Genomic DNA, 22,528 nt, shown 5'->3' with positions numbered 1-22,528 from the left:
CACCATGAGCGGAATTCTCGAGGGCAAGCGCGTCCTGATCACCGGTGTGCTGATGGAGTCCTCCATCGCCTTCCACACCGCCAAGCTGGCCCAGGAGCAGGGCGCCGAGATCATCCTGACCGCCTTCCCGCGGCCCACGCTGACCGAGCGCATCGCCAAGAAGCTGCCCAAGCCCACCAAGGTCATCGAGCTCGACGTCACCAACGACGAGCACCTCGCGCGTCTGGCCGACGTCGTCGGCGAGGAGCTCGGCGGCCTCGACGGCGTCGTGCACTCGATCGGCTTCGCGCCCCAGGACGCGCTCGGCGGCAACTTCCTCAACACGCCGTTCGAGTCCGTGGCCACCGCCATGCACGTCTCGGCGTACTCCCTGAAGTCGCTGACCATGGCCTGCCTGCCGCTGATGCAGAACGGCGGCTCCGTCGTCGGCCTCACCTTCGACGCCAAGTTCGCCTGGCCGCAGTACGACTGGATGGGCCCGGCCAAGGCCGCCCTGGAGGCCACCAGCCGTTACATCGCCCGCGACCTGGGCAAGCAGAACATCCGCTGCAACCTCGTCTCCGCCGGTCCCATCGGCTCCATGGCCGCCAAGTCCATCCCGGGCTTCGCGGAGCTGGCGTCCGTGTGGGACAACCGCGCGCCCCTGGAGTGGGACCTCAAGGACCCGGAGCCGGCCGGCCGCGGCGTGGTCGCCTTGCTGAGCGACTGGTTCCCGAAGACCACCGGCGAGATCGTCCACGTGGACGGCGGTCTGCACGCCGTCGGCGCCTGACCGCTGCCGCTGGGGCTTTACCGTTCCGAGGCCCGCACCCCTTGCCGGGGTGCGGGCCTCGGGGCTTTTTGGCTTCACCCGTTCGGCCCACCAGCCGGGCGCCCCGGTGCGGGGCGGCGCACTCTGGATTGCGCGTCCACCTCGCGAATGCCCTCCCCAGCACGGCCGAGGAGGTCTTCTTGTGCGCCTGTCCCGCAGCCTGACCTCGGTGACCGTAGCAGTGGCTCTCGTGCTCTCCCTGCCGTACGAGGCGATGCCGCACGCGCGCGTGAAGGGCGGCAAGCAGCCGTTCCCGGAGCTGTTCGGGGCGGAGTGCCGTACGGCCGTCAGCGGCTCGCAGGTGGTGGCGTACTGCCACAACCCGTACGTCGGCATCGACCGCGTGCGCCTGCACATCGAGTGCGACCGCTGGTGGGACCTCGACACCGACGGCGATCCCGTCGACACCGACCCCGCGATGACCGTCCGGCTGGCGGGTCGGTGCTGGAAGGAGGTCCGCTCGGTGTGGATCAGCCACCAGAAGGTGAGCTGAACCGCCCCGGACGGCACAGGAAGGGATAGCTCGCGGCCTCCGTGGCGGCCGCCTGCGCATCGCCCGCGCGGATGGCGTCCACGAGCCGGGTGTGGTCCATGTGCGCCTCGGGCGTGAGCTCCGCGCCGACGTCCGCGCGCAGCCAGTCCCGCAGCACCTCGCCCAGGTCCGCGTACATCGCCGTCATGACGTCGTTGTGGGAGGCGGCCACCACGGCAAGGTGGAAGGTCGCGTCCGCCGTCACGAAAGCCTCCGCGTCACCCGACTCCCAGGCCTCCTCGCGCCGTACCAGGAGCGCGTCGAGCTGCTTGAGGTCCTTCTCGGTGCGCCGCTCGGCGGCCAGCCTCGCCGCCGATGACTCCAGTGTGGAGCGCAGCTCGGCGATGTGCCGCGGGTCGGCGCCGGCGAAGCGGCGGTGCATCACGCCCGCCAGCTCACTGGTGGCCACGACATAGGTGCCCGAGCCCTGCCGGATGTCCAGCAGGCCGTTGTGCGCGAGCGCGCGGACGGCCTCGCGGACCGTGTTGCGGGCGACCCCGAGCTGCTCGACCAGCTCGGGCTCCGTGGGGATGCGCGAACCGACCGGCCACTCGCCCGAGGTGATCTGGTTGCGCAGCTCGGCGATGACCTGCTCGGACAGCGCGGAACGACGGGGATGGCTCAGGGGCATGGCACACCTTCGCACAGGCGGACGGGGAGCGAGCGACCCAAGGATGGACAACCAATCATCCTATGATTCTATGATGGTCCGCATGGCACGCGAGGAAACACGTACGACATCCCGCACACCCCGCACACCCCGCCCCCCGACGGCCGCCGGCGGATCCGGTTCGGCCGCGCCCCTCACGCGCGCGTGGGCGACGCGTCTGGTCGTCGTCGCCATCGTGCTGTCCGCGGTGAACCTCCGCCCCGCCATCACCAGTCTCGGCGCCCTGCTGCAGGAGGTCCGCGGCGACCTCGGCATGAGCGGCGCCGTGGCCGGACTCCTCACCTCCGTCCCGCCGCTGTGCTTCGCCGTCTTCGGCGTCACCGCCCCGCGCCTCGCCCGCCGCTTCGGCCCCTCCGCCGTGGTGTGCGCCGGCATGGTCGCCATCGCCGCGGGGCTCCTGATACGGCCCTATACCGGGGGCACCGGCGGATTCCTGGCCGCCAGCGCACTCGCCCTCATGGGCATAGCGGTCAGCAACGTCCTGATGCCGGTCATCGTCAAGCGCTGGTTCCCCGACCGCGTGGGCACCATGACCGGCCTGTACTCGATGGCACTCGCCGCCGGAACCTCGGTCGCCGCCGCGGCGACCGTGCCCCTGACCGACACGCTGGGCGGCAACTGGCACTCCGGGCTCGCCGCGTGGGCGGCCCTCGCCGCCGTCGCGGTGCTGCCCTGGCTGCCACTGGTACGGGACCGGGGGCCGGCCCCCGCCGGCCGGGCGCCCGCGCGCCAGGCCCACCAGGAGCGGCGGGGACCGGCGCTGCGCATCACCCGGAGCCGTACCGCCTGGGCGCTGGCGGTCTTCTTCGGGCTCCAGGCCACCGCCGCCTACATCACGATGGGCTGGATGCCGCAGATCTTCCGGGACGCCGGCGTCGCCGCGGGCACGGCCGGACTGCTGCTCGCCCTCACCATGGTGATGGGCGTGCCGCTGGCCTTCGTCATCCCGCGCCTGGCCGCCCGGCTGCCGCACCAGGGCCCGATCGTGCTGGCGCTCGGCGCCTGCGGCCTCGCCGGGTACGCCGGCCTGTACCTCGCACCGGCCGGCGGCGCCTTGGCCTGGGCTCTGCTGCTCGGCATCTCCAACTGCGCCTTCCCGCTGGCGCTGACGATGGTGGGGATGCGGGCTGGCACCGGCGCGGGCGTCGCCCAGCTGTCCGCCTTCGCGCAGAGCACCGGCTACCTGATCTCCATCCCCGGGCCGCTCCTGGTCGGCGTGCTGTACCAGAGCAGCGGCGGCTGGGGCCTGCCGATCGCGCTCATGGCCGGCCTCATGCTGCCGCAGATGGCCGTGGGCGTCCTGGCGGGCCGGGACCGGACGGTGGAGGACGAGGCGGCACGCTGATCCGCCACTCGGGGTACGGGCCTCACCCCGGCGGATCCGCCGCGGGCCGGGGGTGCGAGACTGGCCCCATGCCAGTGCTCGATCCGAACCCCCAGAACGGCCAGAAGAAGATGCTGATCGTCTTCGGCTCGTTCTTCGCCATCTTCGTGATCATCGCCATCATCGCGACCATCGCGTCCCCCTGACCCCGCCCCCTCCCGGCCGCCATGGTGGGGGTAGCACCACCATCCCCTAGGGGGCCAGGGTCAGGGTCGAGTGGGTGGGTCACCGGATGGGCCGACGGGCGCGGATTCCGTAACTTCGAGATGTGGCCGCGACAAGCGGACCACGGACACTCGAAGACCCGCGGAGGCGAGCATGTCGGCCCGTACGCACACCCGGCCCCACCCGGCGACCATGGGCGGCGTCGACATCCGGCTGCCCTGGTGGGCCCTCGCCCTGCCCGCGCTCGCCTTCGTCGCCCTGCTGATGCTGATACTCAACCCGTCGCATGCCCAGGCGGCCACCGGCGACCCGGCCCTCACCCACCTCGTCGAACGGGCCCAGCAGCTGGTCACCCGCTAGACCCGCCAGGCCCCCGTCCGCCAGGCCGAGGGACGCCTTCCGCCCGTAAATCCGCATGTCAACTCCCTGCGCCCCATGGCCTGTTTCATGCGAAGCTGGGTGCCATGAGCGTCGCAGAACCCCGCAGGATTGTCCTCTTCCGGCATGCGAAAGCCGACTGGCCACAAGTGAACGACCATGAGCGGCCGCTCGCCGAGCGGGGCCGCATGGACGCCGCAGTCGCCGGCCGCAAGCTGGCCGACACCGGCCTCCACCTCGATCTGGCCCTGTGCTCGACCGCCGTCCGGACCCGCGAGACCTGGAAGCTCGCCGTCCACGAGTTCCCGGAGCGGCCGAAAACCATCTATGAGGAGCGGGTCTACGAGGCCTCACCCGGTGAGCTGATCGCCGTGCTCAACGAAGTCGACGACGACACACAGAACGCGATCATGATCGGCCACAACCCGGGCATCCACGGACTCGCCGACATCCTGGCCGCCTCCGACGAGAACGATGCCCGCGAACGGATGAACCGCCGCGGCTTCCCCGCCGCCGCCTTCGCCGTTCTGACCTTCACCGGCTCCTGGAAGAGCCTGGAACCGGGCAAGGCCACACTCGTCGACTACTGGGCTCCCTCCGAGTGACACTCCTTGGGCGTGCCGCGCACGCGGCACGCCCAGGGGCGGCTCAGCCCTCGTCGTGCGTGTCCGCCGCCTCGACCTCTTCACGGGTGACGCCCAGCAGGTACAGGACCGTGTCCAGGAAGGGCACGTTCACCGCGGTGTGCGCGGCCTCACGGACGACCGGCTTGGCGTTGAAGGCCACGCCCAGTCCCGCCGCGTTCAGCATGTCCAGGTCGTTGGCGCCGTCGCCGATCGCCACCGTCTGGGACAACGGGACACCGGCCTCGGCGGCGAACCGGCGCAGCAGCCGGGCCTTGCCGGCCCGGTCCACGATCTCGCCGGTGACCCGGCCCGTCAGCCTGCCGTCGACGATCTCCAGCGTGTTGGCCTGGGCGAAGTCCAGCCCGAGCCGGTCCTTCAGATCGTCGGTGACCTGCGTGAAGCCCCCCGAGACGACACCGACCTGGTAGCCGAGCCGCTTCAGCGTCCGGATCAGGGTGCGGGCCCCCGGAGTCAGCCGGACCTCGGCCCGTACCTTCTGCACCACCGAGGCGTCCAGGCCCTCCAGCAGGGCCACGCGCGCGTGCAGCGACTGCTCGAAGTCCAGTTCCCCGCGCATCGCGGCCGCCGTCACCTCGGCGACCTTCTCCTCGCAGCCGGCGTGCGCGGCGAAGAGCTCGATCACCTCGTCCTGGATCAGCGTGGAGTCGACGTCCATCACCACCAGGCGCTGCGCCCGCCGGTGCAGCCCCGCCGACACGACCGCGACGTCCACGCCGAGCGCCGCCGCGTCGGTGACCAGGGCGGTGCGCAGCGGCTCGGTCTCCGCACCGGACACCGCGAACTCCACCGCCGTCACCGGATACTTGGCGAGCCGGAAGATACGGTCGATGTTGCCGCCGGTCTTGGCGATCCGGGCCGCGATCGCGGCGGTCGACTCGGCGGTGAGGGGATGCCCGAGGACGGTCACCAGGGAGCGCCCGAGACCACGCGGCCGGTTGTCGCCACGACCGGAGATGATCTCCGCCTGCATCTTCATCGACTCGGCCCAGCTGTGCACGGTGGCCCGCAGATCACCCTCCAGACCGGGGGGCGGCTGTGTCACGAGCGCGCACAGCACCAGGCGGCCACGCGTGACGACCTGCTCGATGTCGACCACGTCGACGTAGAAGGCGGCAAGGGTGTCGAAGAGGCCGGCCGTGATGCCCGGCCGGTCCTTGCCGAAGATCTTGACGAGGAGGGTGGGGACGTCAGAGGTCTGCGAGGCGGCAGTCTGCGAAGCGCTCATGGTGTATCCACCGTATCCGGCACCCAGTGCCTACCGCCCGCGCGGTCCGCCCAGCGGACAGGAACAGTAGGTGTCGCTCCGGTTGCCGGATGCCGACGGGCGGGCCACGACCGGTTCACCTCACGGCCGCCCTCTCCGCTTCCCCGGCGGAGGCGGCGGAGGAGACGGTGGGGGCGGAGGCGGGGGCGGGCCGACCGGCCGGGCCACGGTGGGGGAGCCGTACACGTCACCGGACGCCGACGCCGACGCGGCCGACGACGACGATGCCGAAGACGTCGGCGACTCTCCGGGACCGTACGCACCCTTCGCGTCCTCAGGTTTCCGCAGCGCCTCCGGGATCCGCAGATAGGGATTGGTGCCCGGGTTCGGCGGACGGTACGGCGTGCCGGGGGCGTAGGGCCCCGACGACCCACCCGGCCCCGAAGAGCCCGAAGGCCGCGCGCGCTCGTCACCCAGTGCCAGCACCGACGCCCTCCGGCCAGCCGCCCCGAAAGCCAGGGCCGGCAGCGCCCCCGCCGCCCCCGCCCCCGCGCCCCATGCGGCCCCGAGGAGCAGGGCCATGCCCAGATGGCCGTGCAGCTGGACCCCGGCGCCGAACGCGTCGAACCCCAGCACCGACAGCGAGGCGTCCACGGAGACATCGGCCAGCCAGGCCAGCAGCGGCAGCGTCAGCGCGGTGGCGACGCCCAGCCGCAGCGCACACCGCCCCACGAAACCGCCCGCCCCGGACCCGGCCTCCACCGGGGTCCGTACCGCCGTCAGCACGCCCGCCAGCAGCATCATCAGGGCCGCCGCGACCCCCAGCAGCCATACCCGCCCGTCCAGGTCGGCGAGGCTCCCCAGGGTCACCGACCGGCCGGACCCCGGGCCGAGGAGCTTGTCCAGCGGGTCGGGCAGCAGCCCCACCAGCGCGCCCGTCGCCCTGCCGTCCCACGGCACGAACAGACCGATGGGCACGCCGAGCCACACGCCGTTCGGCGCGCCGAGGAGCGCCGCGCCCGCGATCCGCGCCGGGTGGTCGTCGCCGATCGCCGCGTACGCCGCCGCCGCGAGGCCCGCCCCGACGGCCACGAGGAGCACGGTGACGAGCGCCGAGGCCGCGGGCCGTACCACCCGGTGCACGGCCTCCCAGCCGCTCGGCAGCGGGGTGCGGCGCGAGGCGAGCAGGGCGATCAGCAGGGTTCCGGCGCACCAGCCGAGGCCGCCGAGCACGGTGGGCGCGGTGTCCACGGTGAAGCCGACCGCCGCCTTGGCGTGGATCAGGTCGCCGATCCGGTCGGGCAGCAGCCCGCCGATGTCCCCGAGGTCGCCGAGACCGGGGATGCTGACCCCGCCGCCTTTGCCGCCGCCCGCGCCCGGCAGCTGGTCGAGCCCGAGTGAGCCGCCGTCGATCGTGATGACGTCGTGCCCCGCCCAGGCCAGCCCGCCCAGCATCGCCACGAACAGTGCCAGCACCGCGCCCGCGCGCGCCAGGAGTTCGGCGGGGGCGATCACAACTCCGGCCGCTCGCAGGGACCGTAGGAAGAACCACGACAACAGCAGGGCGCCCACCAGGCTCACCCCGAGTGGCGTGATCTCTATGGCGGTGTGCGCCTGAGCGCCCTTCAGGCCGAACGCCGACACATCGCCGGACGGGGAGACCGAACCACCGGCCCCCAGGGCCACAACAGCCGCGGTCATCGGGCCCAGTGAGCCCGCCGTGTCCGCCCGCAGGAGGTGCAGCCCGAGCGCGGCCGTCCCCGCCATCCCTATCAGCGCCCAGCTGACGGCGGCGACCGCCGACAGCAGGATGTCGCCCCACGGCAGCAGCCTCGTGCCGTGTCGCGCGGTCCCGACTTCCGTGGCAGAGCTCATGGCAGACCCCCCGATCCGCGGCGCGGCCGGCGGCCGCTGTGTCCCCCTCGCGTGGGATTACCACTCTCCGGGCCGGTTTCAACCCCGTCAACGGGATGAGTTGAAGCGCTCGTCGGCGCTCTTCGCAAGGCCCGACTTTCGGTCAGAGGGCGGAGCCTGAAATAGTTCCCCACGATGTTCGACATCCCTAGACTCCCTGTGTTGGGGGAAACTCGGGGGACAACTCAGTGGGGCATGGAGTGCCGGAACTCGTACTGGAATCAAACGGACGGACCTGGACGCTCGATGCGTCCCGGACCTATACCCTCGGACGCGATCCGCAGGGGGACATCGTGTTCGAAGACGCCAGGGTCTCCTGGCGGCACGCCACGGTCAGCTTCAACGGCCGCAGTTGGGTCATCGAGGACCACGGCAGCACCAACGGCACGTTCGTGCAGGGCCAGCGGATCCCGCAGCAGACGGAGATCGGCCCCGGCTCGGCGGTGCACCTCGGCAACGCGACCGACGGACCGCGCCTGAACCTCTCCGCCGCCGCGGCGGCGGTCGCGCAGCCCCGGCAGCAGCCGTACGCGGCGCAGGGCGCGGGCCCCGGCTGGGCCCAGCAGGCCCCGCCGCAGCAGCCGCCCCAGCCGCAGCCCGCGCAGGCCGGCTGGCAGCAGCCGCAGCAGGCCGCGCCCGTTCAGCAGCAGGTACCGCAGCAGATTCCACAGCAGCAGAGCGGTGACGCGGGGGCGCCGCCGGTCTACGGCGACCGCAGCCCGACCACGTTCCACCAGTTCTCCCTGGGCCGTGTGATGCGCATCGGCCGCGCGCTGGAGAACGAGCTGGTCGTCTCCGACCTCCAGGTCTCCCGCCACCACGCGGAGTTCCACGCCACGCCCGACGGCCGCTTCGAGATCCGCGACCTGGGCTCGCACAACGGCACGTACGTCAACGGCCAGCCGATCGCCAAGGGCGGCACGCAGCTGCTCGGCCCGACCGACATCGTCGGTGTCGGCCACTCCACCTTCCGCATCGTCGGCGACCGCCTCGAGGAGTTCGTCGACACCGGTGAGGTCTCCTTCTCCGCCCGCCACCTGACCGTGACGGTCGACGGCGGCAAGCAGATCCTGAAGGACGTCTCCTTCGGCGTCCCGGAGAAGTCCCTGATCGCGGTCATCGGCCCGTCCGGCTCCGGCAAGTCCACCCTCCTGAAGGCGCTCACCGGCTACCGGCCCGCCAACCAGGGCGAGGTCCTGTACGACAACCGGAACCTGTACAAGCAGTTCGCCGAGTTGCGCCAGCGCATCGGTCTGGTCCCGCAGGACGACATCCTGCACAAGGAGCTGACCGTCAAGAAGGCCCTCAAGTACGCGGCCAAGCTGCGCTTCCCGGCCGACACCACGGCCGCCGAGCGCGACGCCCGCATCGACGAGGTGCTGCGCGAGCTCAAGCTGGACATCCACAAGGACAAGAAGGTCACCTCCCTCTCCGGCGGTCAGCGCAAGCGCGTCTCGGTGGCCCTGGAGCTGCTCACCAAGCCGTCCCTGATCTTCCTGGACGAGCCGACCTCCGGCCTCGACCCGGGCATGGACCGCGACGTCATGCAGCTGCTGCGCGGCCTCGCGGACGACGGCCGTACGGTCCTCGTCGTCACCCACTCGGTGGCCGAGCTGGCGCTGTGCGACAAGCTGCTGGTGATGGCGCCGGGCGGCGCGGTCGCCTACTTCGGCCCGCCCGAGGAGGCGCTGAACTTCTTCGGCTACGACACCTGGGCCGATGTCTTCTCCGCCTTCGAGAACTACCGCGACTACGACTGGGCGGGCCGCTGGAAGGGCTCGCAGCACTACCAGATGTACGCCGCGGACATCGACGCCGTCGCCCCACAGTCCGTACCCATGCCCCCGCCGCAGGCGATGAAGCCGCCCAAGCCGCAGGGCTGGGGCTCGCAGCTGGTGACCCTGATCCGGCGGTATGTGGCGGTCATCGCCTCCGACAAGGGCTTCCTGGCGCTGACGGTGATCCTGCCGGCGGTGCTCGGCGCGGTCAGCCTGCTCATCGACTCGGACAAGGGCCTGCTGGTCAACCCGGTGAACCCGAGGACGCACGTGCCCGTCCCGAACGGCACGGCGACCACGGTCCTGCTCATCCTCGCCGTGGGCGCGTGCTTCGCGGGTGCGGCGAACTCCGTGCGTGAGCTGATCAAGGAACGGGTCATCTACGAGCGGGAGCGGGCGACCGGCCTGTCCCGGTCGGCGTACCTGATGTCCAAGGTGGTCGTGCTGGGCGCGGTCACCGTACTGCAGGGCCTGATGGTCGGCCTGATCGGCTTCTCCAGCCGGGAGATCCCCGACCGGGGCCTCGTCCTGGGTGGCTCCACGCTGTTCGAGCTGTGCCTGCCGGTGATGGCGCTCGGCTTCACCTCGATGATGTTCGGCCTGGTCATCTCCTCACTGGTGAAGACCGCCGAGAAGACCATGCCGCTGCTGGTCATGTTCGCGATCATCCAGGTCGTGTTCACCGGCTGCCTGTTCACCCTGCACGGCACGCTCGGCGTCAACGAGTTCTCGTACCTGATGCCGTCCCGCTGGGCGGTGGCCGCCGCGGGCGCCACGCTGGACTTCAACAACATCGCCCCGAACGCGGACGACCCGACCAACACGGACCCGCTGTGGGACCACCAGGCGTCCGCCTGGGGCATGGACATGGTCGCGCTGATCGCCCTCGGCGTGCTCTGCGGCTTCCTCGTGGCCCGCTTCCTGCGCCGCCACGAGCCCGAGGTCATGCGCAAGTAGCCGGATCCGGGCCGTACGACGACGAAGGGCGGTACCCGCAACGGGGTGCCGCCCTTTTCGTCTACTGCGATCTGAAGAGGTCCGCGCCGACCTCAGTACGCGCTGTTGACGTTGTCCATCGAGCCGTACTTGTCGGCCGCGTAGTTGCAGGCGGCGGTGATGTTGGCGACCGGGTCGTAGATGTTCCACGAGGTGCCGGCCACGTGGTACGCGGCGAAGGTCGGCGGGATGACCTGGAGCAGGCCCTTCGACGGGATGCCGTTGATGGCGTTGACGTCCCAGTCGTTGATGGCGCGGGGGTTGCCGGAGGACTCTCGGATGATGTTGCGGTGCAGGCCGCTGTAGCTGCCCGGGATGCCCTTGGCCTTCATGATGTCCAGGGACTGGCGGATCCAGCCGTCCAGGTTGTTGGCGTAGCTCTTCGCGGCGGCCGGCTTGACGGCGGGGCGCGCGGCGGACCGGCTGGCGGCAGCCTGCACGGCACGCGCCTTGGCGGCGCGCTCCTGGGCGGCCTTCTTGGCGGCGGCTGCGGCGGCGGTCTTCTTCGCCGTGACCGCGGCTGCCTTCTTCGTCGCCGTGTCCAGCGCGGCCTGCTTCTTCGCCGTGATGGCCTCGACCTTCACGGTCTGGGTGGCGAGCTGGTCGGTGACGGCGCCCTTGACGTCCTGGATCCGCTCGGAGCTGTACGTGACCTGGGGCGCGGACGCCGGGGCACCCGTCGTGATCGTCTTCGCGCTGCTCGGCACCGCCGAGAAGGCGATGGCCGCGGCACCGAGGGTGGAGACGCCGGCGATGGCGATCTTGCGGTGCTTGGTCAGGGTCGGACTGAGACGACGGATGCGGAAGTTCTGCTGCATGTTTTTGGACCTCTTCGAATTGCGCGGAGGTCGCTCTCGGCTTGCGCGGGAGTCGGTTCCGTTCCCGCACGAACGCCGCGGGCGGAACCCACGGCGCTGAGCGACGGAGGCAATTCTTAGCGGCCGCAAAACGGGCAGGCAAAGGTGTGACGTACGACCCTGGATAGTGGATCAGGGAGGGGCAAAACGGGACAGACTGGAACGTCTGCCCCGTTCATGGATGGACCCTTTATCTCCTATGTCCGTTCGTACGTGATGTGCGCCCTATGTGCGGGCTCACATCGGTCCCACAGCTTCCTCACCAACAGTTGCGCGAGCAATGCTCTACGTGAGGGCCTCTGCCGCCCGGTCTGCTGCCCGGTCCGCCGCCCGGTCCGCCGCCCGGTTCTCCGGGAGGATGAGGTGCACATCGCCGAACTCGTGCCACAGATAGCGCCCCCGCAACGCCGCCTCGTATCCGCGGTCGATCGCCGCCCGCCCCGCCACCGCCTCCAGCATCAGCAGATGCGAGGCCTCCGGTTCGTGCAGCCCGGTCAGCAGCCCCTCGACGACCCGCACCCCGCGCTCGGGCGTGACCACCAGATCGGTCCACCCCCGTGCCGCCCGCACCACCCCGTCCGGACCCGCCGCCGACTCCACGGCCCGCACGGCCGTCGTCCCGACCGCGATGACCCGCCCGTCGCCGCCCCGGGCGGCGTTGATCAGCCGCGCCGAGGCCTCCGGCACCGCGAACCGCTCCGGATACGGCGGCTCATGCGCCTCCGCCGACGCCACCCCCGTGTGCAGCGTGACCGGCGCGAACCGCACCCCCCGGCTCACCAGCTCCGCCACCAGCCGCGCCGTGAAGGGCCGGGCGGCACTCGGCATCTCCGCGCTGCCCGCCCCGTCGTCCGACGCCAGCGCGAACACCGTCTGGTACGCGGACAGCGGCTGGTCCCGCTCCGTGTAGGAGTAACGGATGGGCCGCCCGTGCTCCCGCAGCACCCCCAGGACCTCCGCACCGTCCGGACGCGCCCACCACAGCCGCTCACCGCGCCCGCTCAGCGGCTCCTCCAGCACCAGCCGCGCCCCGCCCGGCAACCCCACCTCCGCACCCGCGGGCCCTCCCGCACGCGCGCGTGTAGTACCGAGCCCGTCCGGCTCCCGCAGTTCGACCGCCCACCGCCCGTCGTCCCCGCGCGTGGAGAAGTGCACCACCACGCGCGCGTGCCCGAGCCGCCCGTCCACCGCGGCGGCCAGCGTGGGCGAGGTGTTCACCACCAGCAGGTCCCCGGCCCGCAGCAGCCGCGGCAGCTCGGCGAACACGTGGTGTGCCACCTCGGTACCGCGCGAGACCAGCAGCCGTACGGCATCCCGGTCGAGGCCGGGCCCCCGCTGCTCGGCCGGCACCCGCGCCGACAGCTCCTCGGGAACCCGCACCGCGGTGGTCATCGCCCCTCCACCAGAGCCGGCGCCGCGTACCGCCCGCTCGCCGGCCGCTCGTCCAGCAGCCGCAGGAACGCCGGTACGACACCGGCGGGAGCCGGACGCGGATCGTCATCGTCCGGTACGGCCGCCGAATACAGATCCGTCGCCATGTCGCCGGGATCGACCGCCCACACCCGCAGCCCGGGCTCCTCCACGCCGAGCACCGCCACCAGCTGGTCCAGGGCCGCCTTCGACGCCCCGTAGCCGCCCCACGTCTCGTACGCCTCCGCGGCCGCGTCCGAGCTGACCGTGATCACCGTGCCCGCCGCGGACTCCCGCAGCAGCGGCAGCGCCTTCTGGACCAGGCCCAGCGCGGCCACCACATTCACCTCCAGGGCGCGCCGCAACCCTTCCAGCGGCAGCCGCTCCAGCCGGGGAAGCGGCTCGGCGCCCAGCGCGCTCGCGTTGCTCACCAGCAGGTCGACACCCCCCAGCTTGACCGCCGCACCTACCAGCTCGGCCCGGTGCCCGGCGTCCGTGACGTCCCCCGCCAGCGCCTCCACCCGCGTGCCGTGCCCGGCCACGGCCTTGGCCGCCGCGCCGAGCGCCTCGGCGCCCCGGGCGTCCAGCACCAGATCCCAGCCCCGCGCGGCCAGCGCCTCGGCGAGCGCCCGCCCCAGACCCTTCGAGGCCCCCGTGATGATCCCTACCGGCATGACAACCGTCCCCTCGTTCTCGGCCGCCTCCATCGGCGGTGACCTCAACGTAGGAACGGCAGGGCCCGGGCCGCCTCGGACGCGGGCCCCAATGCGGTGGGTCCCTTCGCCCTACGCCACCGGTCCGGGACCCGCGTCCTAGGCCGCGGGCCTACGCCACCCGCCCTAGGTCCACCGGCCCGGCCGATGCCGTCGTCGGACCCATCCGCACTGTCACACCCCGCCGGTACCGTGAGGTCATGAGTCAAGGCCCCAGGTCCGGCCTCGCCGCGGTGAGCTCCGCGCTGCTGGCCATGAGCAGGCACCTCGAGGTGCGGGACGTCCTCAAGACGATCGTCGCCTCGGCCCGCGAGCTGCTCGACGCGCAGTACGCCGCCCTCGGCGTCCCGGACGACCACGGCGGCTTCGCCCAGTTCGTCGTCGACGGCGTCAGCGAGGCCCAGTGGAAGGCCATCGGCCCGCTCCCGCGCCGGCACGGCATCCTCGCCGCGATGCTGGACGAGGCCCGTCCCGAGCGCCTCGCCGACGTGCGCGAGGACCCGCGCTTCGAGGGCTGGCCGTCCGCGCACCCCGAGATGTCCGACTTCCTGGGCCTGCCGATCAAGGACGGCGACGAGGTCATCGGCGCGCTGTTCCTGGCCAACAAGACCTGTGAGAAACCACAGGGAGGCTGCGGCTTCACGGAAGAGGACGAGGAACTGCTCGCCATCCTCGCCCAGCACGCCGCGATCGCTCTCACCAACGCCCGCCTCTACGAACGCAGCCGCGAACTGACCATCGCCGAGGAACGCTCCCGCCTCGCACACGAGCTGCACGACGCGGTCAGCCAGAAGCTGTTCTCCCTGCGCCTGACCGCCCAGGCGGCGGCCGCGCTCGTCGACCGCGACCCGGGCCGCGCCAAGGGCGAGCTGCAACAGGTGGCGGCGCTCGCCGCCGAGGCCGCCGACGAACTGCGCGCCGCGGTCGTGGAGTTGCGCCCCGCCGCCCTCGACGAGGACGGCCTGGTCGCCACCCTGCGCACCCAGACACAGGTCCTCGACCGCGCCCACAGCGCACGCGTGACGTTCGCCGCCCGCAGCTTCCGCGCCCTGCCGGCCGCCCAGGAGGAGGCCATGCTGCGCGTCGCCCAGGAAGCCCTGCACAACGCCCTGCGGCACTCCGGGGCCGAGCACGTCGACGTGACCGTGGACCGGCGCGGCTCCGGAGCCGTCCTGCGCGTCACCGACGACGGCCGCGGCTTCGAACCGCGGTCCGTCCGCCGCGCGGGCCGCCACCTCGGTCTGGTCTCCATGCGGGACCGGGCGAGCGGCGTCGGCGGCAGACTCACCGTGGAATCGGCGCCCGGCAAGGGCACCGCGATCGAGATGGAGGTCCCCGGTGGCTGACGCGATCAGGGTGCTGCTCGTCGACGACCACCAGGTCGTCCGCCGGGGCCTGCGCACCTTCCTGGAGGTCCAGGACGACATCGAGGTGGTGGGCGAGGCGGCCGACGGCGCCGAGGGAGTCGACCGCGCCGAGGAACTCCGGCCCGACGTCGTCCTGATGGACGTCAAGATGCCGGGCATGGACGGCGTCGACGCACTGCGCAGGCTCCGCGAACTCGACAACCCCGCGCGCGTGCTGATCGTCACCAGCTTCACCGAACAGCGCACGGTGGTCCCGGCCCTGCGCGCGGGCGCCGCCGGATACGTGTACAAGGACGTCGACCCCGACGCGCTCGCCGGCGCCATCCGCTCCGTCCACGCCGGCCACATCCTGCTCCAGCCGGAGGTCGCCGACGTCCTGCTGTCCCAGGAGGAGGCCAACTCGGGCCAGGGCAGGGGCGGCTCGCTCACCGAACGGGAGCGCGAGGTGCTCGGCCTCATAGCCGACGGCCGCTCCAACCGGGAGATCGCCCGCGCCCTCGTCCTCTCCGAGAAGACCGTCAAGACGCACGTCTCGAACATCCTGATGAAACTCGACCTGGCGGACCGCACGCAGGCGGCGTTGTGGGCGGTACGTCATGGTGTGACGGGCTGAGATTCATACCATCGTGCGAATGCCGCCCTGACGGCGCATCCTCCGGCGATCTCCGGCGTTCTCCAGTGCGTGCTGCGGCGACTGCCGCGGTGCTCACCGAGGAGGGGTTGAAGAAGTGAAGAACCTGAAGAAGGCAGCGGCCGTGACGATGGTGGCCGGCGGTCTGCTCGCGGCCGGTGCCGGAATGGCCTCCGCCACCACCGGCGGCGCCTGGGCCGGCGGCGAGGCCAAGGGTTCGCCGGGCGTCGTCTCGGGCAACGTCATCCAGGCCCCGGTGCACGTCCCCGTGAACGCGGTCGGCAACACCGTGAACGTCATCGGCGCACTGAACCCGGCCTTCGGCAACCTGGGCATCAACCACTGACTCCGCCCGCCCCAGACCCAGGCCTCCCGAGTGCACCGGGGGGCCTTTGGCTTGCTCAGCCCGTCTGGGGGAGTTTGAGGACGAGGCCGTTCAGGCCGATACGGGGGTCTGGGGGCAGCGCCCCCAGCAACGGACACGCACCCCCACGCTCCCGCACCCGAGCACTTACCGAACCCCCCGCTCCCGCTCCTCCACAACGGAGTTGTACGCCGCGACCAGCGCCCGCCGAGCCGTCCGCTCAACAGGCCGCAACGCCTCCCCCCGCGCCGCCATCTCAGCGGAGCTCACCGCACCCCCGTGCCCGTTGTCATGCGCGAGGGACACCAGCAACCCCACCCGCTGCGCCAGCTCCAGCACCCGCACCGCCCGCGGCGGATACCCCGGCGCCAACACCTCCCGCCCCCGCTCGGCGCGAGCCCGGTACGCGTCGATCGCCGCCTCCGCCACCGGCCCAGACCCGGCGACGTCCAGCCGCGACAGCACCTCGGTGGCGTCCCGCAAGGCCTCCGCCAGCTCACGCTCGGCCTCACCCAGCGACGGCACATCGGCCGGCGGGGCCTCCCGTACGGGAAGCACGTGCCAGACCACCTCGACATGCACATCACCGGCCGGCCCGGCCTCGTACACCTCCGGCACCAGCCCGAGAGCGGCGCCGTGACCGATCACCGCCTCCTGAGACTCCAGAGCCCGCGCGTTGAACTCCGGCGGCCCGCTCAGCCCCAGCGGATGCCCGGGCCGGGGCAGCGCGACCCGCAGCCCGGTCGTCCCCAGCGCCCGCAGTCGCCCCAGCGCGAGCGTGAGACCGACCGGCGCCGACTCGCCCGGCAGCCCCTCCACCCGGTGGACGGCGTCCTCCCCGACGATGGCGAGCACGGCGTCATCCGGTGAGACAAGTCCGGCCAAAAGGGCATTTCCCCAGGCGGCGAGTCGTCCTGCACGTGGTTCCGAGAGCATGCCCCCACCCTAAGGACCGGACCGATGGAATGGAGCGCCGCACTCGTGGCGTAGATTTCATATGGGCTGCGCCCACCGGCGCGGCGGACCGAGCCACAGGCGTACGCGACAGCCGAGACCGGCCACACTGCAAGGGGAGACAACGCGCTCATGAGCGATGTTCTGGAGCTTCAGGACGTATCCGTGGTCCGCGAGGGCAAAGCTCTGGTGGACCAGGTCTCCTGGTCGGTCAAGGAGGGCGAGCGCTGGGTCATCCTCGGCCCCAACGGCGCCGGCAAGACCACCCTCCTGAACGTCGCCTCCAGCTACCTCTTCCCCAGCCAGGGCACCGCCACCATCCTCGGCGAGACCCTCGGCAAGCCCGGCACCGACGTCTTCGAGCTGCGCCCCCGCATCGGCATGGCCGGCATCGCCATGGCCGAGAAGCTGCCCAAGCGCCAGACCGTCCTGCAGACCGTGCTGACCGCCGCGTACGGCATGACGGCCGGCTGGCAGGAGGAGTACGACGAGATCGACGAGCAGCGCGCCCGCGCCTTCCTCGACCGCCTCGGCATGAGCGACTACCTCGACCGCCGCTTCGGCACCCTCTCCGAGGGCGAGCGCAAGCGCACCCTCATCGCCCGCGCCCTGATGACCGACCCCGAACTGCTGCTCCTCGACGAGCCCGCCGCCGGACTCGACCTCGGTGGCCGCGAGGACCTGGTCCGCCGCCTCGGCCGCCTCGCCCGCGACCCCATCGCTCCGTCGATGATCATGGTGACCCACCATGTCGAGGAAATCGCCCCCGGCTTCACGCACGTCCTCATGATCCGTCAGGGCAAGGTCCTCGCCGCGGGCCCGCTGGAGCTCGAACTCAGCTCCCGCAACCTCTCCCTCTGCTTCGGCCTCCCGCTCGTCGTCGAGCAGGTCGGCGAGCGCTGGACCGCCCAGGGCCTGCCCCTGTCCTGACCCGGCGCGCCCTGTCCGCGGCAGACCCGCGGCCCTACCATGACCATGTGAACGACATCGACGCATGGGTGTGGTGGCTCGTCGGCGCGGCAGCGCTCGGAATCCCGCTCGTGGTCACGGCGATGCCCGAGTTCGGCATGTTCGCGGTGGGCGCCGTCGCGGCCGCGGTCTTCGCCGGCCTCGGCCTCGGCGTCGTGATCCAGGTCCTCGCCTTCGTCATCGTCTCGGTCGCTCTCATCGCCGTCGTACGGCCCATCGCGGCCCGGCACGGCAGACAGCTCCCCGGACTCGCCACGGGCATCGACGCGTTGAAGGGGAAGCAAGCCGTCGTACTGGAGCGCGTCGACGGCTCCGGCGGCCGGATCAAGCTCGCCGGAGAGGTGTGGTCCGCGCGCTCTCTGCACACCGAACGCGCCTACGAGGTGGGCCAGGAGGTGGACGTCGTGGACATCGAAGGAGCCACCGCGATCGTCATCTGACCTCGCAGGACTCAACTGGGGCGAACACCGCGCGAGTTCCACGACGGTCTGTCAGACTCGACCAGCAAGATCTTCAACAGCCGTAGGATCTTCCAAGGCGCCGAGGCGGAGAAGGGTACGGGGAACACGATGGAACCGGTCATCATCGTCCTGATCATTCTGGTGGTGTTGGTCTTCATCGCCCTGATCAAGACCATCCAGGTCATCCCACAGGCCAGCGCCGCCATCGTCGAGCGCTTCGGCCGCTACACGCGGACACTGAACGCGGGCCTCAACATCGTCGTCCCGTTCATCGACACCATCCGCAACCGCATCGACCTGCGCGAACAGGTCGTGCCCTTCCCACCGCAGCCGGTGATCACCCAGGACAACCTGGTCGTCAACATCGACACCGTCATCTACTACCAGGTGACCGACGCCCGGGCCGCGACCTACGAGGTCGCCAGCTACATCCAGGCCATCGAACAGCTCACGGTCACCACACTCCGCAACATCATCGGCGGCATGGACCTCGAGCGGACCCTGACCTCCCGTGAGGAGATCAACGCGGCCCTGCGCGGCGTCCTCGACGAGGCCACCGGCAAGTGGGGCATCCGCGTCAACCGCGTCGAGCTCAAGGCCATCGAACCGCCCACCTCCATCCAGGACTCGATGGAGAAGCAGATGCGCGCCGACCGTGACAAGCGCGCCGCGATCCTCACCGCCGAAGGTACGCGCCAGGCCGCCATCCTCACCGCGGAGGGCGAGAAGCAGTCCCAGATCCTGCGTGCCGAGGGTGAGGCCAAGGCCGCCGCCCTGCGCGCCGAGGGCGAGGCGCAGGCCGTCCGCACGGTCTTCGAGGCGATCCACGCCGGAGACCCGGACCAGAAGCTCCTCTCCTACCAGTACCTCCAGATGCTCCCGAAGATCGCCGAGGGCGACGCCAACAAGCTCTGGATCGTCCCCAGCGAAATCGGCGACGCCCTCAAGGGCCTGTCCGGCGCGATGGGCAACTTCGGCCCGCTGTCGGGCGGTTCCGGCGGCAACTCCGGAAACTCCGGCAACGTCCCGGACCAGCGCCGCGAGAAGCCGTCGATCGACTGACCTGTGGCGTACGTGAGTGGGGCCCGCCTTCTCCACGAAGGCGGGCCCCACTCACGTACCAGCGCGACGGCCTAGGCCGCCGCCGCGCTCTGCGCCAGCCACTCGGGCAGCGCACCCAAGTCCTCCTGCCCCAAGGCCAAGAGCATCGCATCGGCCGGCGTCGGCTCGAACGGCTGCCGCAGCAGCGCCATTCCCGCCTCGTCCGGCGTCCGGTTGGCCTTGCGGTGATTGTCCTCCGCGCACGCGGCGACCGTGTTCAGCCACGTGTCCTGCCCGCCCTGTGCCCGCGGCACCACGTGGTCCACGGTGGTCGCCCGCCGCCCGCAGTACGCGCACCGGTGTTGGTCCCGTACCAGCACACCCCGTCTCGACCACGGCGCTTGTCTTCGGAACGGCACCCGTACGTATCTGCACAGCCTGATCACCCGGGGCGCGGGTATGTCCACATCGGCGCCCCGCATGCGCAGTTCGGGGTGGGCCTGCTCGACGACGGCCTTGGCCGTCAGAACCAGCACGACGGCTCGGTTCAAGGTCACCGTCGACAGCGGCTCGAAGCTAGCGTTCAGCACCAGCGTGTCACGCATCCAGCCCACCTCCCATGTGCACCGGCCCACCCCCCGGCGGGCTTGGATCAACTCTGGACGGGCGCGCCGAGATGGACAACGCAATAAAAAATGCCCGCCTCTGATCAATTCCAAGACCAGAGGCGGGCAAACGTTCCATGAACGCTGGGCTCAATCAGCCATTCCCGGGAATCTCGTACTCACCGACGAGCTGGGCCCGTGCGATGGCGTGGAACCGCAGGTTGAAACCGACCACGGCAGGCGAAGCGTCGGAATCCGGACCGAGCTTCTCCTGGTCCACCGCGTACACCGTGAAGACGTACCGGTGCGGCCCGTCCCCGGGCGGCGGCGCGGCACCGCCGAAGTCCTTCGTCCCGTAGTCGTTCCGCGCGTGCACGGCACTCTCGGGCAGCCCCTCGAACTTGCCGCCGCCCGCACCCGCCGGCAGCTCGGTCACCGAGGCCGGAATGTCGAACACGACCCAGTGCCAGAACCCGCTGCCCGTAGGGGCGTCGGGGTCGTAGCAGGTCACGGCGAAGCTCTTGGTTTCCGCCGGGAAGCCCTCCCACCGCAGCTGCGGTGAGGTGTTGCCGGCCGCGTGTACCTGAGCGTCCTGGAGCGTCGCGCCCTCCTGGACGTCCTCGCTCGTCACCGTGAACGACGGCACGGGCGGGTGGAAGTCATGGGGGAGCGGCCGCCTCTTGAGCTCGGTCACCTCGGTACCTCCTGAACGGTTCTGGAGTCAGTCAACTCCGAGCCTAGGGGTCTAGAACCAGTTGCGCTTGCTGCCGACCTCGGACAGCCACTGGTTGAGGTACGCAGCCCAGTCGGTCCCCTGGTAGTCGTGCAGCCCCACCTGGAAGGACCGGTAGGTGTCGCTGCCCTCGCTGAACAGCCCCGGCTTCTTGTCCATCTCCAGCACCACGTCCATGGCGTGCTCGTCGGCCACGAAGCTCAGCTCGACCTGGTTCAGACCCCGGTACTGCGTCGGCGGGTGGAACTCGACCTCCTGGTAGAACGGCAGCTTCTGCCGGGTGCCCCGGATGTGGCCGCGCTCCATGTCCGCGTTCTTGAAGCGGAAGCCCAGCTGGATGAAGGCGTCCAGGATCGCCTTCTGCGCAGGCAGCGGGTGCACGTTGATCGGGTCGAGGTCACCCGAGTCCACCGCACGCGCGATCTCCAGCTCGGTCCGCACACCGATGTGCATCCCGCGCAGCGACTGCCCGTCGATCATCGTGATCGGCGTCTCCCACGGGATCTCCAGCCCGAACGGCACCGCGTGCACGGCCCCGGCCTGGAGCTCGAAGGCCCCGCCGAGCCGGAGCTTGGTGAACTCGATGTTCTGCTTGTACTCCTCGTCGCCGCTCTCCACCTCGACCTGCGCCTGCAGGCCGACGGACAGACCCTCGATGTTCTGGTTCACGGACCCGCCGTGGATCCGCACCTCACCCTGGACGACACCACCGGGCACCACGTTGACCTCGGCCAGCTCCGTCTCGACCGACGCCCCGCCGGCCCCGAGGCTCGCGAGCAGCTTCTTGAACGCCATTGACTCTCCCTTTGCGAACGGATCCTTGATCCCTAGAAACGCGATCGACGCACGACCGGTTCCGCGCCCACACCCTGGCAAGCCGACAGAACCTTGACCAGCCCTTGGGATCCACTCGTCTGGACTACGCTCGTACGGCATGATCGCGCCCTCGGACCGTACGCCCCTGCCCAGGAAGTTCTTCGACCGGCCCGTCCTCGAGGTCGCGCCCGGCCTGCTGGGCCGCATCCTCGTCCGTACGACAGCGGACGGCCCGATCGCGGTGCGCCTCACGGAGGTCGAGGCGTACGACGGTATGAACGATCCCGGCTCCCACGCCTATCGAGGCCGCACGGCCCGCAACGACGTGATGTTCGGTCCGCCCGGACACGTGTACGTCTACTTCACGTACGGCATGTGGTTCTGCATGAACCTGGTGTGCGGCCCCGACGGCATCGCCAGCGCGGTCCTGCTGCGCGCCGGCGAGATCATCGAGGGCAAGGAACTTGCCCGCAGACGTCGACTCTCGGCCCGGAACGACAAGGAACTGGCCAAAGGCCCGGCCCGCCTCGCCACGGCCCTGGGCGTCGACCGGGCCCTCGACGGCACGGACGCCTGTGCCGCGGGGGAGACGCCCCTGCGGATCCTGAGCGGGGCCCCTGTCCCCTCCGACCAGGTACGCAACGGTCCGCGCACCGGAGTCGCCGGCGACGGTGGCAACGGGGACATCCACCCCTGGCGCTTCTGGATCGCTGACGACCCGACCGTGAGCCCCTATCGGGCCCATGTGCCACGGCGCCGTCGAAGTTGACTCGCGTGGGCGGGGTGCGTAATGTGGCCCGAGCCGCTGAACCGGGTACGGCAATCGCCAGCAGCCGGAGCGGCCAACCCACTACCTACGACTCCCCTCTGCTGGGGACGTTTTCGGCGTGCCCGCATGCCCGAATTCGAACCGGCGGAACTCGATTATGAGTTCGCGAGGGAATCGGCTAACGTAGTGAATGTCGAAAGGCCGACGAGCGAAAGCGAGAAGGCCTGCGGCAAATCCCGCCGACCGGGAATCGGACGCCGAAAGGATCTGATAGAGTCGGAAACGCAAGACCGAAGGGAAGCGCCCGGAGGAAAGCCACGAGAGAGTCTCTCGGGTGAGTACAAAGGAAGCGACCGTTC

General features: G+C 71.0%; 25 protein-coding genes. 15 read left to right on the top strand and 10 right to left on the bottom strand.

Annotated features, from left to right (window positions below):
- Positions 1-4 precede the first annotated feature (4 nt).
- Both fabI and ACH45E_RS42620 read left to right on the top strand, forming a co-directional pair.
- Positions 5-772, top strand: a complete 768-nt coding sequence (gene fabI, locus ACH45E_RS42625) for an enoyl-ACP reductase FabI (protein WP_361455463.1) — start codon at positions 5-7, stop codon at positions 770-772.
- Between the two features lie 181 nt (positions 773-953).
- Positions 954-1,304, top strand: a complete 351-nt coding sequence (locus ACH45E_RS42620; protein ID WP_361455466.1) for a hypothetical protein — start codon at positions 954-956, stop codon at positions 1,302-1,304.
- Here the strand turns inward: ACH45E_RS42620 and ACH45E_RS42615 are convergent.
- Entirely contained in the window at positions 1,282-1,974 is a 693-nt protein-coding gene (locus ACH45E_RS42615) for a FadR/GntR family transcriptional regulator (protein WP_361455469.1), read from the bottom strand. The genes ACH45E_RS42620 and ACH45E_RS42615 overlap by 23 nt on opposite strands.
- A 70-nt stretch (positions 1,975-2,044) precedes the next feature.
- Here ACH45E_RS42615 and ACH45E_RS42610 point away from each other — a divergent pair, with 70 nt between their 5' ends.
- The 4 genes from ACH45E_RS42610 (at position 2,045) to ACH45E_RS42595 (ending at position 4,545) form a co-directional block, all read left to right on the top strand.
- Positions 2,045-3,358: a CynX/NimT family MFS transporter gene (locus tag ACH45E_RS42610; protein ID WP_361455472.1), complete on the top strand. Its 1,314-nt coding sequence runs from the start codon at positions 2,045-2,047 to the stop codon at positions 3,356-3,358.
- 68 nt (positions 3,359-3,426) lie between these two features.
- Positions 3,427-3,543, top strand: a complete 117-nt coding sequence (locus ACH45E_RS42605) for an SGM_5486 family transporter-associated protein (protein ID WP_361455475.1) — start codon at positions 3,427-3,429, stop codon at positions 3,541-3,543.
- 172 nt (positions 3,544-3,715) lie between these two features.
- Positions 3,716-3,922: a hypothetical protein gene (locus tag ACH45E_RS42600; RefSeq protein WP_361455478.1), complete on the top strand. Its 207-nt coding sequence runs from the start codon at positions 3,716-3,718 to the stop codon at positions 3,920-3,922.
- Between the two features lie 104 nt (positions 3,923-4,026).
- Positions 4,027-4,545, top strand: coding sequence for a histidine phosphatase family protein (locus tag ACH45E_RS42595; protein WP_361455481.1), 519 nt, complete (start codon positions 4,027-4,029; stop codon positions 4,543-4,545).
- A gap of 43 nt (positions 4,546-4,588) precedes the next feature.
- Here ACH45E_RS42595 and serB read toward each other — a convergent pair whose 3' ends face one another.
- Entirely contained in the window at positions 4,589-5,812 is a 1,224-nt protein-coding gene (gene serB, locus ACH45E_RS42590; protein WP_361455484.1) for a phosphoserine phosphatase SerB, read from the bottom strand.
- A gap of 120 nt (positions 5,813-5,932) precedes the next feature.
- Positions 5,933-7,666 (bottom strand): streptophobe family protein, encoded by a 1,734-nt coding sequence (locus tag ACH45E_RS42585; RefSeq protein WP_361455487.1) that lies wholly within the window; start codon positions 7,664-7,666, stop codon positions 5,933-5,935.
- Positions 7,667-7,905: 239 nt separating this feature from the next.
- Here ACH45E_RS42585 and ACH45E_RS42580 point away from each other — a divergent pair, with 239 nt between their 5' ends.
- Complete coding sequence (locus tag ACH45E_RS42580) at positions 7,906-10,440, top strand: FHA domain-containing protein (protein ID WP_361455490.1); 2,535 nt, start codon at positions 7,906-7,908, stop codon at positions 10,438-10,440.
- A gap of 92 nt (positions 10,441-10,532) precedes the next feature.
- Here the strand turns inward: ACH45E_RS42580 and ACH45E_RS42575 are convergent, their stop codons facing one another.
- From ACH45E_RS42575 to ACH45E_RS42565, 3 genes are all read right to left on the bottom strand, one after another.
- Positions 10,533-11,297, bottom strand: a complete 765-nt coding sequence (locus ACH45E_RS42575; protein WP_361455493.1) for a transglycosylase SLT domain-containing protein — start codon at positions 11,295-11,297, stop codon at positions 10,533-10,535.
- A gap of 324 nt (positions 11,298-11,621) precedes the next feature.
- Entirely contained in the window at positions 11,622-12,728 is a 1,107-nt protein-coding gene (locus tag ACH45E_RS42570) for an S-adenosylmethionine:tRNA ribosyltransferase-isomerase (protein WP_361455496.1), read from the bottom strand.
- Positions 12,725-13,420 carry an SDR family oxidoreductase gene (locus tag ACH45E_RS42565; RefSeq protein ID WP_361455499.1) on the bottom strand — a complete coding sequence of 232 codons (696 nt, stop codon included), beginning with the start codon at positions 13,418-13,420 and terminating at the stop codon, positions 12,725-12,727. Before ACH45E_RS42565 ends, ACH45E_RS42570 begins: the two co-directional genes overlap by 4 nt.
- Positions 13,421-13,659: 239 nt before the next feature.
- Here ACH45E_RS42565 and ACH45E_RS42560 point away from each other — a divergent pair, with 239 nt between their 5' ends.
- From ACH45E_RS42560 to ACH45E_RS42550, 3 genes are all read left to right on the top strand, one after another.
- Entirely contained in the window at positions 13,660-14,805 is a 1,146-nt protein-coding gene (locus ACH45E_RS42560) for a GAF domain-containing sensor histidine kinase (RefSeq protein WP_361455502.1), read from the top strand.
- On the top strand, positions 14,798-15,439 hold the full coding sequence (locus ACH45E_RS42555) for a response regulator transcription factor (RefSeq protein WP_361455505.1): 642 nt from the start codon (positions 14,798-14,800) through the stop codon (positions 15,437-15,439). Before ACH45E_RS42560 ends, ACH45E_RS42555 begins: the two co-directional genes overlap by 8 nt.
- A gap of 115 nt (positions 15,440-15,554) precedes the next feature.
- Entirely contained in the window at positions 15,555-15,803 is a 249-nt protein-coding gene (locus ACH45E_RS42550; protein ID WP_361455508.1) for a chaplin, read from the top strand.
- 165 nt (positions 15,804-15,968) lie between these two features.
- On the opposite strand, the gene ACH45E_RS42545 is transcribed toward ACH45E_RS42550, so the two are convergent.
- The gene (locus ACH45E_RS42545; RefSeq protein WP_361455511.1) at positions 15,969-16,757 is read right to left on the bottom strand and encodes a hypothetical protein; all 789 of its coding nucleotides are present in this window, start codon (positions 16,755-16,757) and stop codon (positions 15,969-15,971) included.
- A gap of 150 nt (positions 16,758-16,907) precedes the next feature.
- On the opposite strand from ACH45E_RS42545, the gene ACH45E_RS42540 reads away from it, so the two are divergent.
- The 3 genes from ACH45E_RS42540 (at position 16,908) to ACH45E_RS42530 (ending at position 19,267) form a co-directional block, all read left to right on the top strand.
- On the top strand, positions 16,908-17,705 hold the full coding sequence (locus ACH45E_RS42540) for an ABC transporter ATP-binding protein (protein WP_361455514.1): 798 nt from the start codon (positions 16,908-16,910) through the stop codon (positions 17,703-17,705).
- Between the two features lie 47 nt (positions 17,706-17,752).
- Positions 17,753-18,184: an NfeD family protein gene (locus tag ACH45E_RS42535; RefSeq protein WP_361455517.1), complete on the top strand. Its 432-nt coding sequence runs from the start codon at positions 17,753-17,755 to the stop codon at positions 18,182-18,184.
- A gap of 129 nt (positions 18,185-18,313) precedes the next feature.
- Positions 18,314-19,267, top strand: coding sequence for an SPFH domain-containing protein (locus tag ACH45E_RS42530; RefSeq protein ID WP_361455520.1), 954 nt, complete (start codon positions 18,314-18,316; stop codon positions 19,265-19,267).
- Between the two features lie 71 nt (positions 19,268-19,338).
- Here ACH45E_RS42530 and ACH45E_RS42525 read toward each other — a convergent pair whose 3' ends face one another.
- The 3 genes from ACH45E_RS42525 to ACH45E_RS42515 all read right to left on the bottom strand — a co-directional run bounded on the left by ACH45E_RS42525 (position 19,339) and on the right by ACH45E_RS42515 (position 21,379).
- Entirely contained in the window at positions 19,339-19,851 is a 513-nt protein-coding gene (locus ACH45E_RS42525) for an HNH endonuclease (RefSeq protein WP_361455523.1), read from the bottom strand.
- Positions 19,852-20,005: 154 nt separating this feature from the next.
- Positions 20,006-20,545, bottom strand: coding sequence for a YbhB/YbcL family Raf kinase inhibitor-like protein (locus ACH45E_RS42520; protein WP_361455526.1), 540 nt, complete (start codon positions 20,543-20,545; stop codon positions 20,006-20,008).
- 51 nt (positions 20,546-20,596) lie between these two features.
- Positions 20,597-21,379, bottom strand: coding sequence for a sporulation protein (locus tag ACH45E_RS42515; RefSeq protein ID WP_361455528.1), 783 nt, complete (start codon positions 21,377-21,379; stop codon positions 20,597-20,599).
- Positions 21,380-21,518: 139 nt separating this feature from the next.
- Between ACH45E_RS42515 and ACH45E_RS42510 the strand changes: the two genes are divergently transcribed.
- Together ACH45E_RS42510 and ACH45E_RS42505 are read left to right on the top strand one after the other, a co-directional pair.
- A complete protein-coding gene (locus tag ACH45E_RS42510) occupies positions 21,519-22,169 on the top strand; it encodes a DNA-3-methyladenine glycosylase (protein ID WP_361455531.1) in 651 nt (216 codons plus the stop codon).
- A gap of 126 nt (positions 22,170-22,295) precedes the next feature.
- The coding region (locus ACH45E_RS42505) for a hypothetical protein (RefSeq protein ID WP_361455534.1) at positions 22,296-22,528 on the top strand (233 nt) is incomplete at its 3' end.

The organism is Streptomyces sp. NPDC020299 (assembly GCF_044387825.1).
In the GTDB taxonomy this organism is placed as follows: domain Bacteria; phylum Actinomycetota; class Actinomycetes; order Streptomycetales; family Streptomycetaceae; genus Streptomyces.
This window is presented reverse-complemented; position numbering and strand designations above follow the sequence as displayed.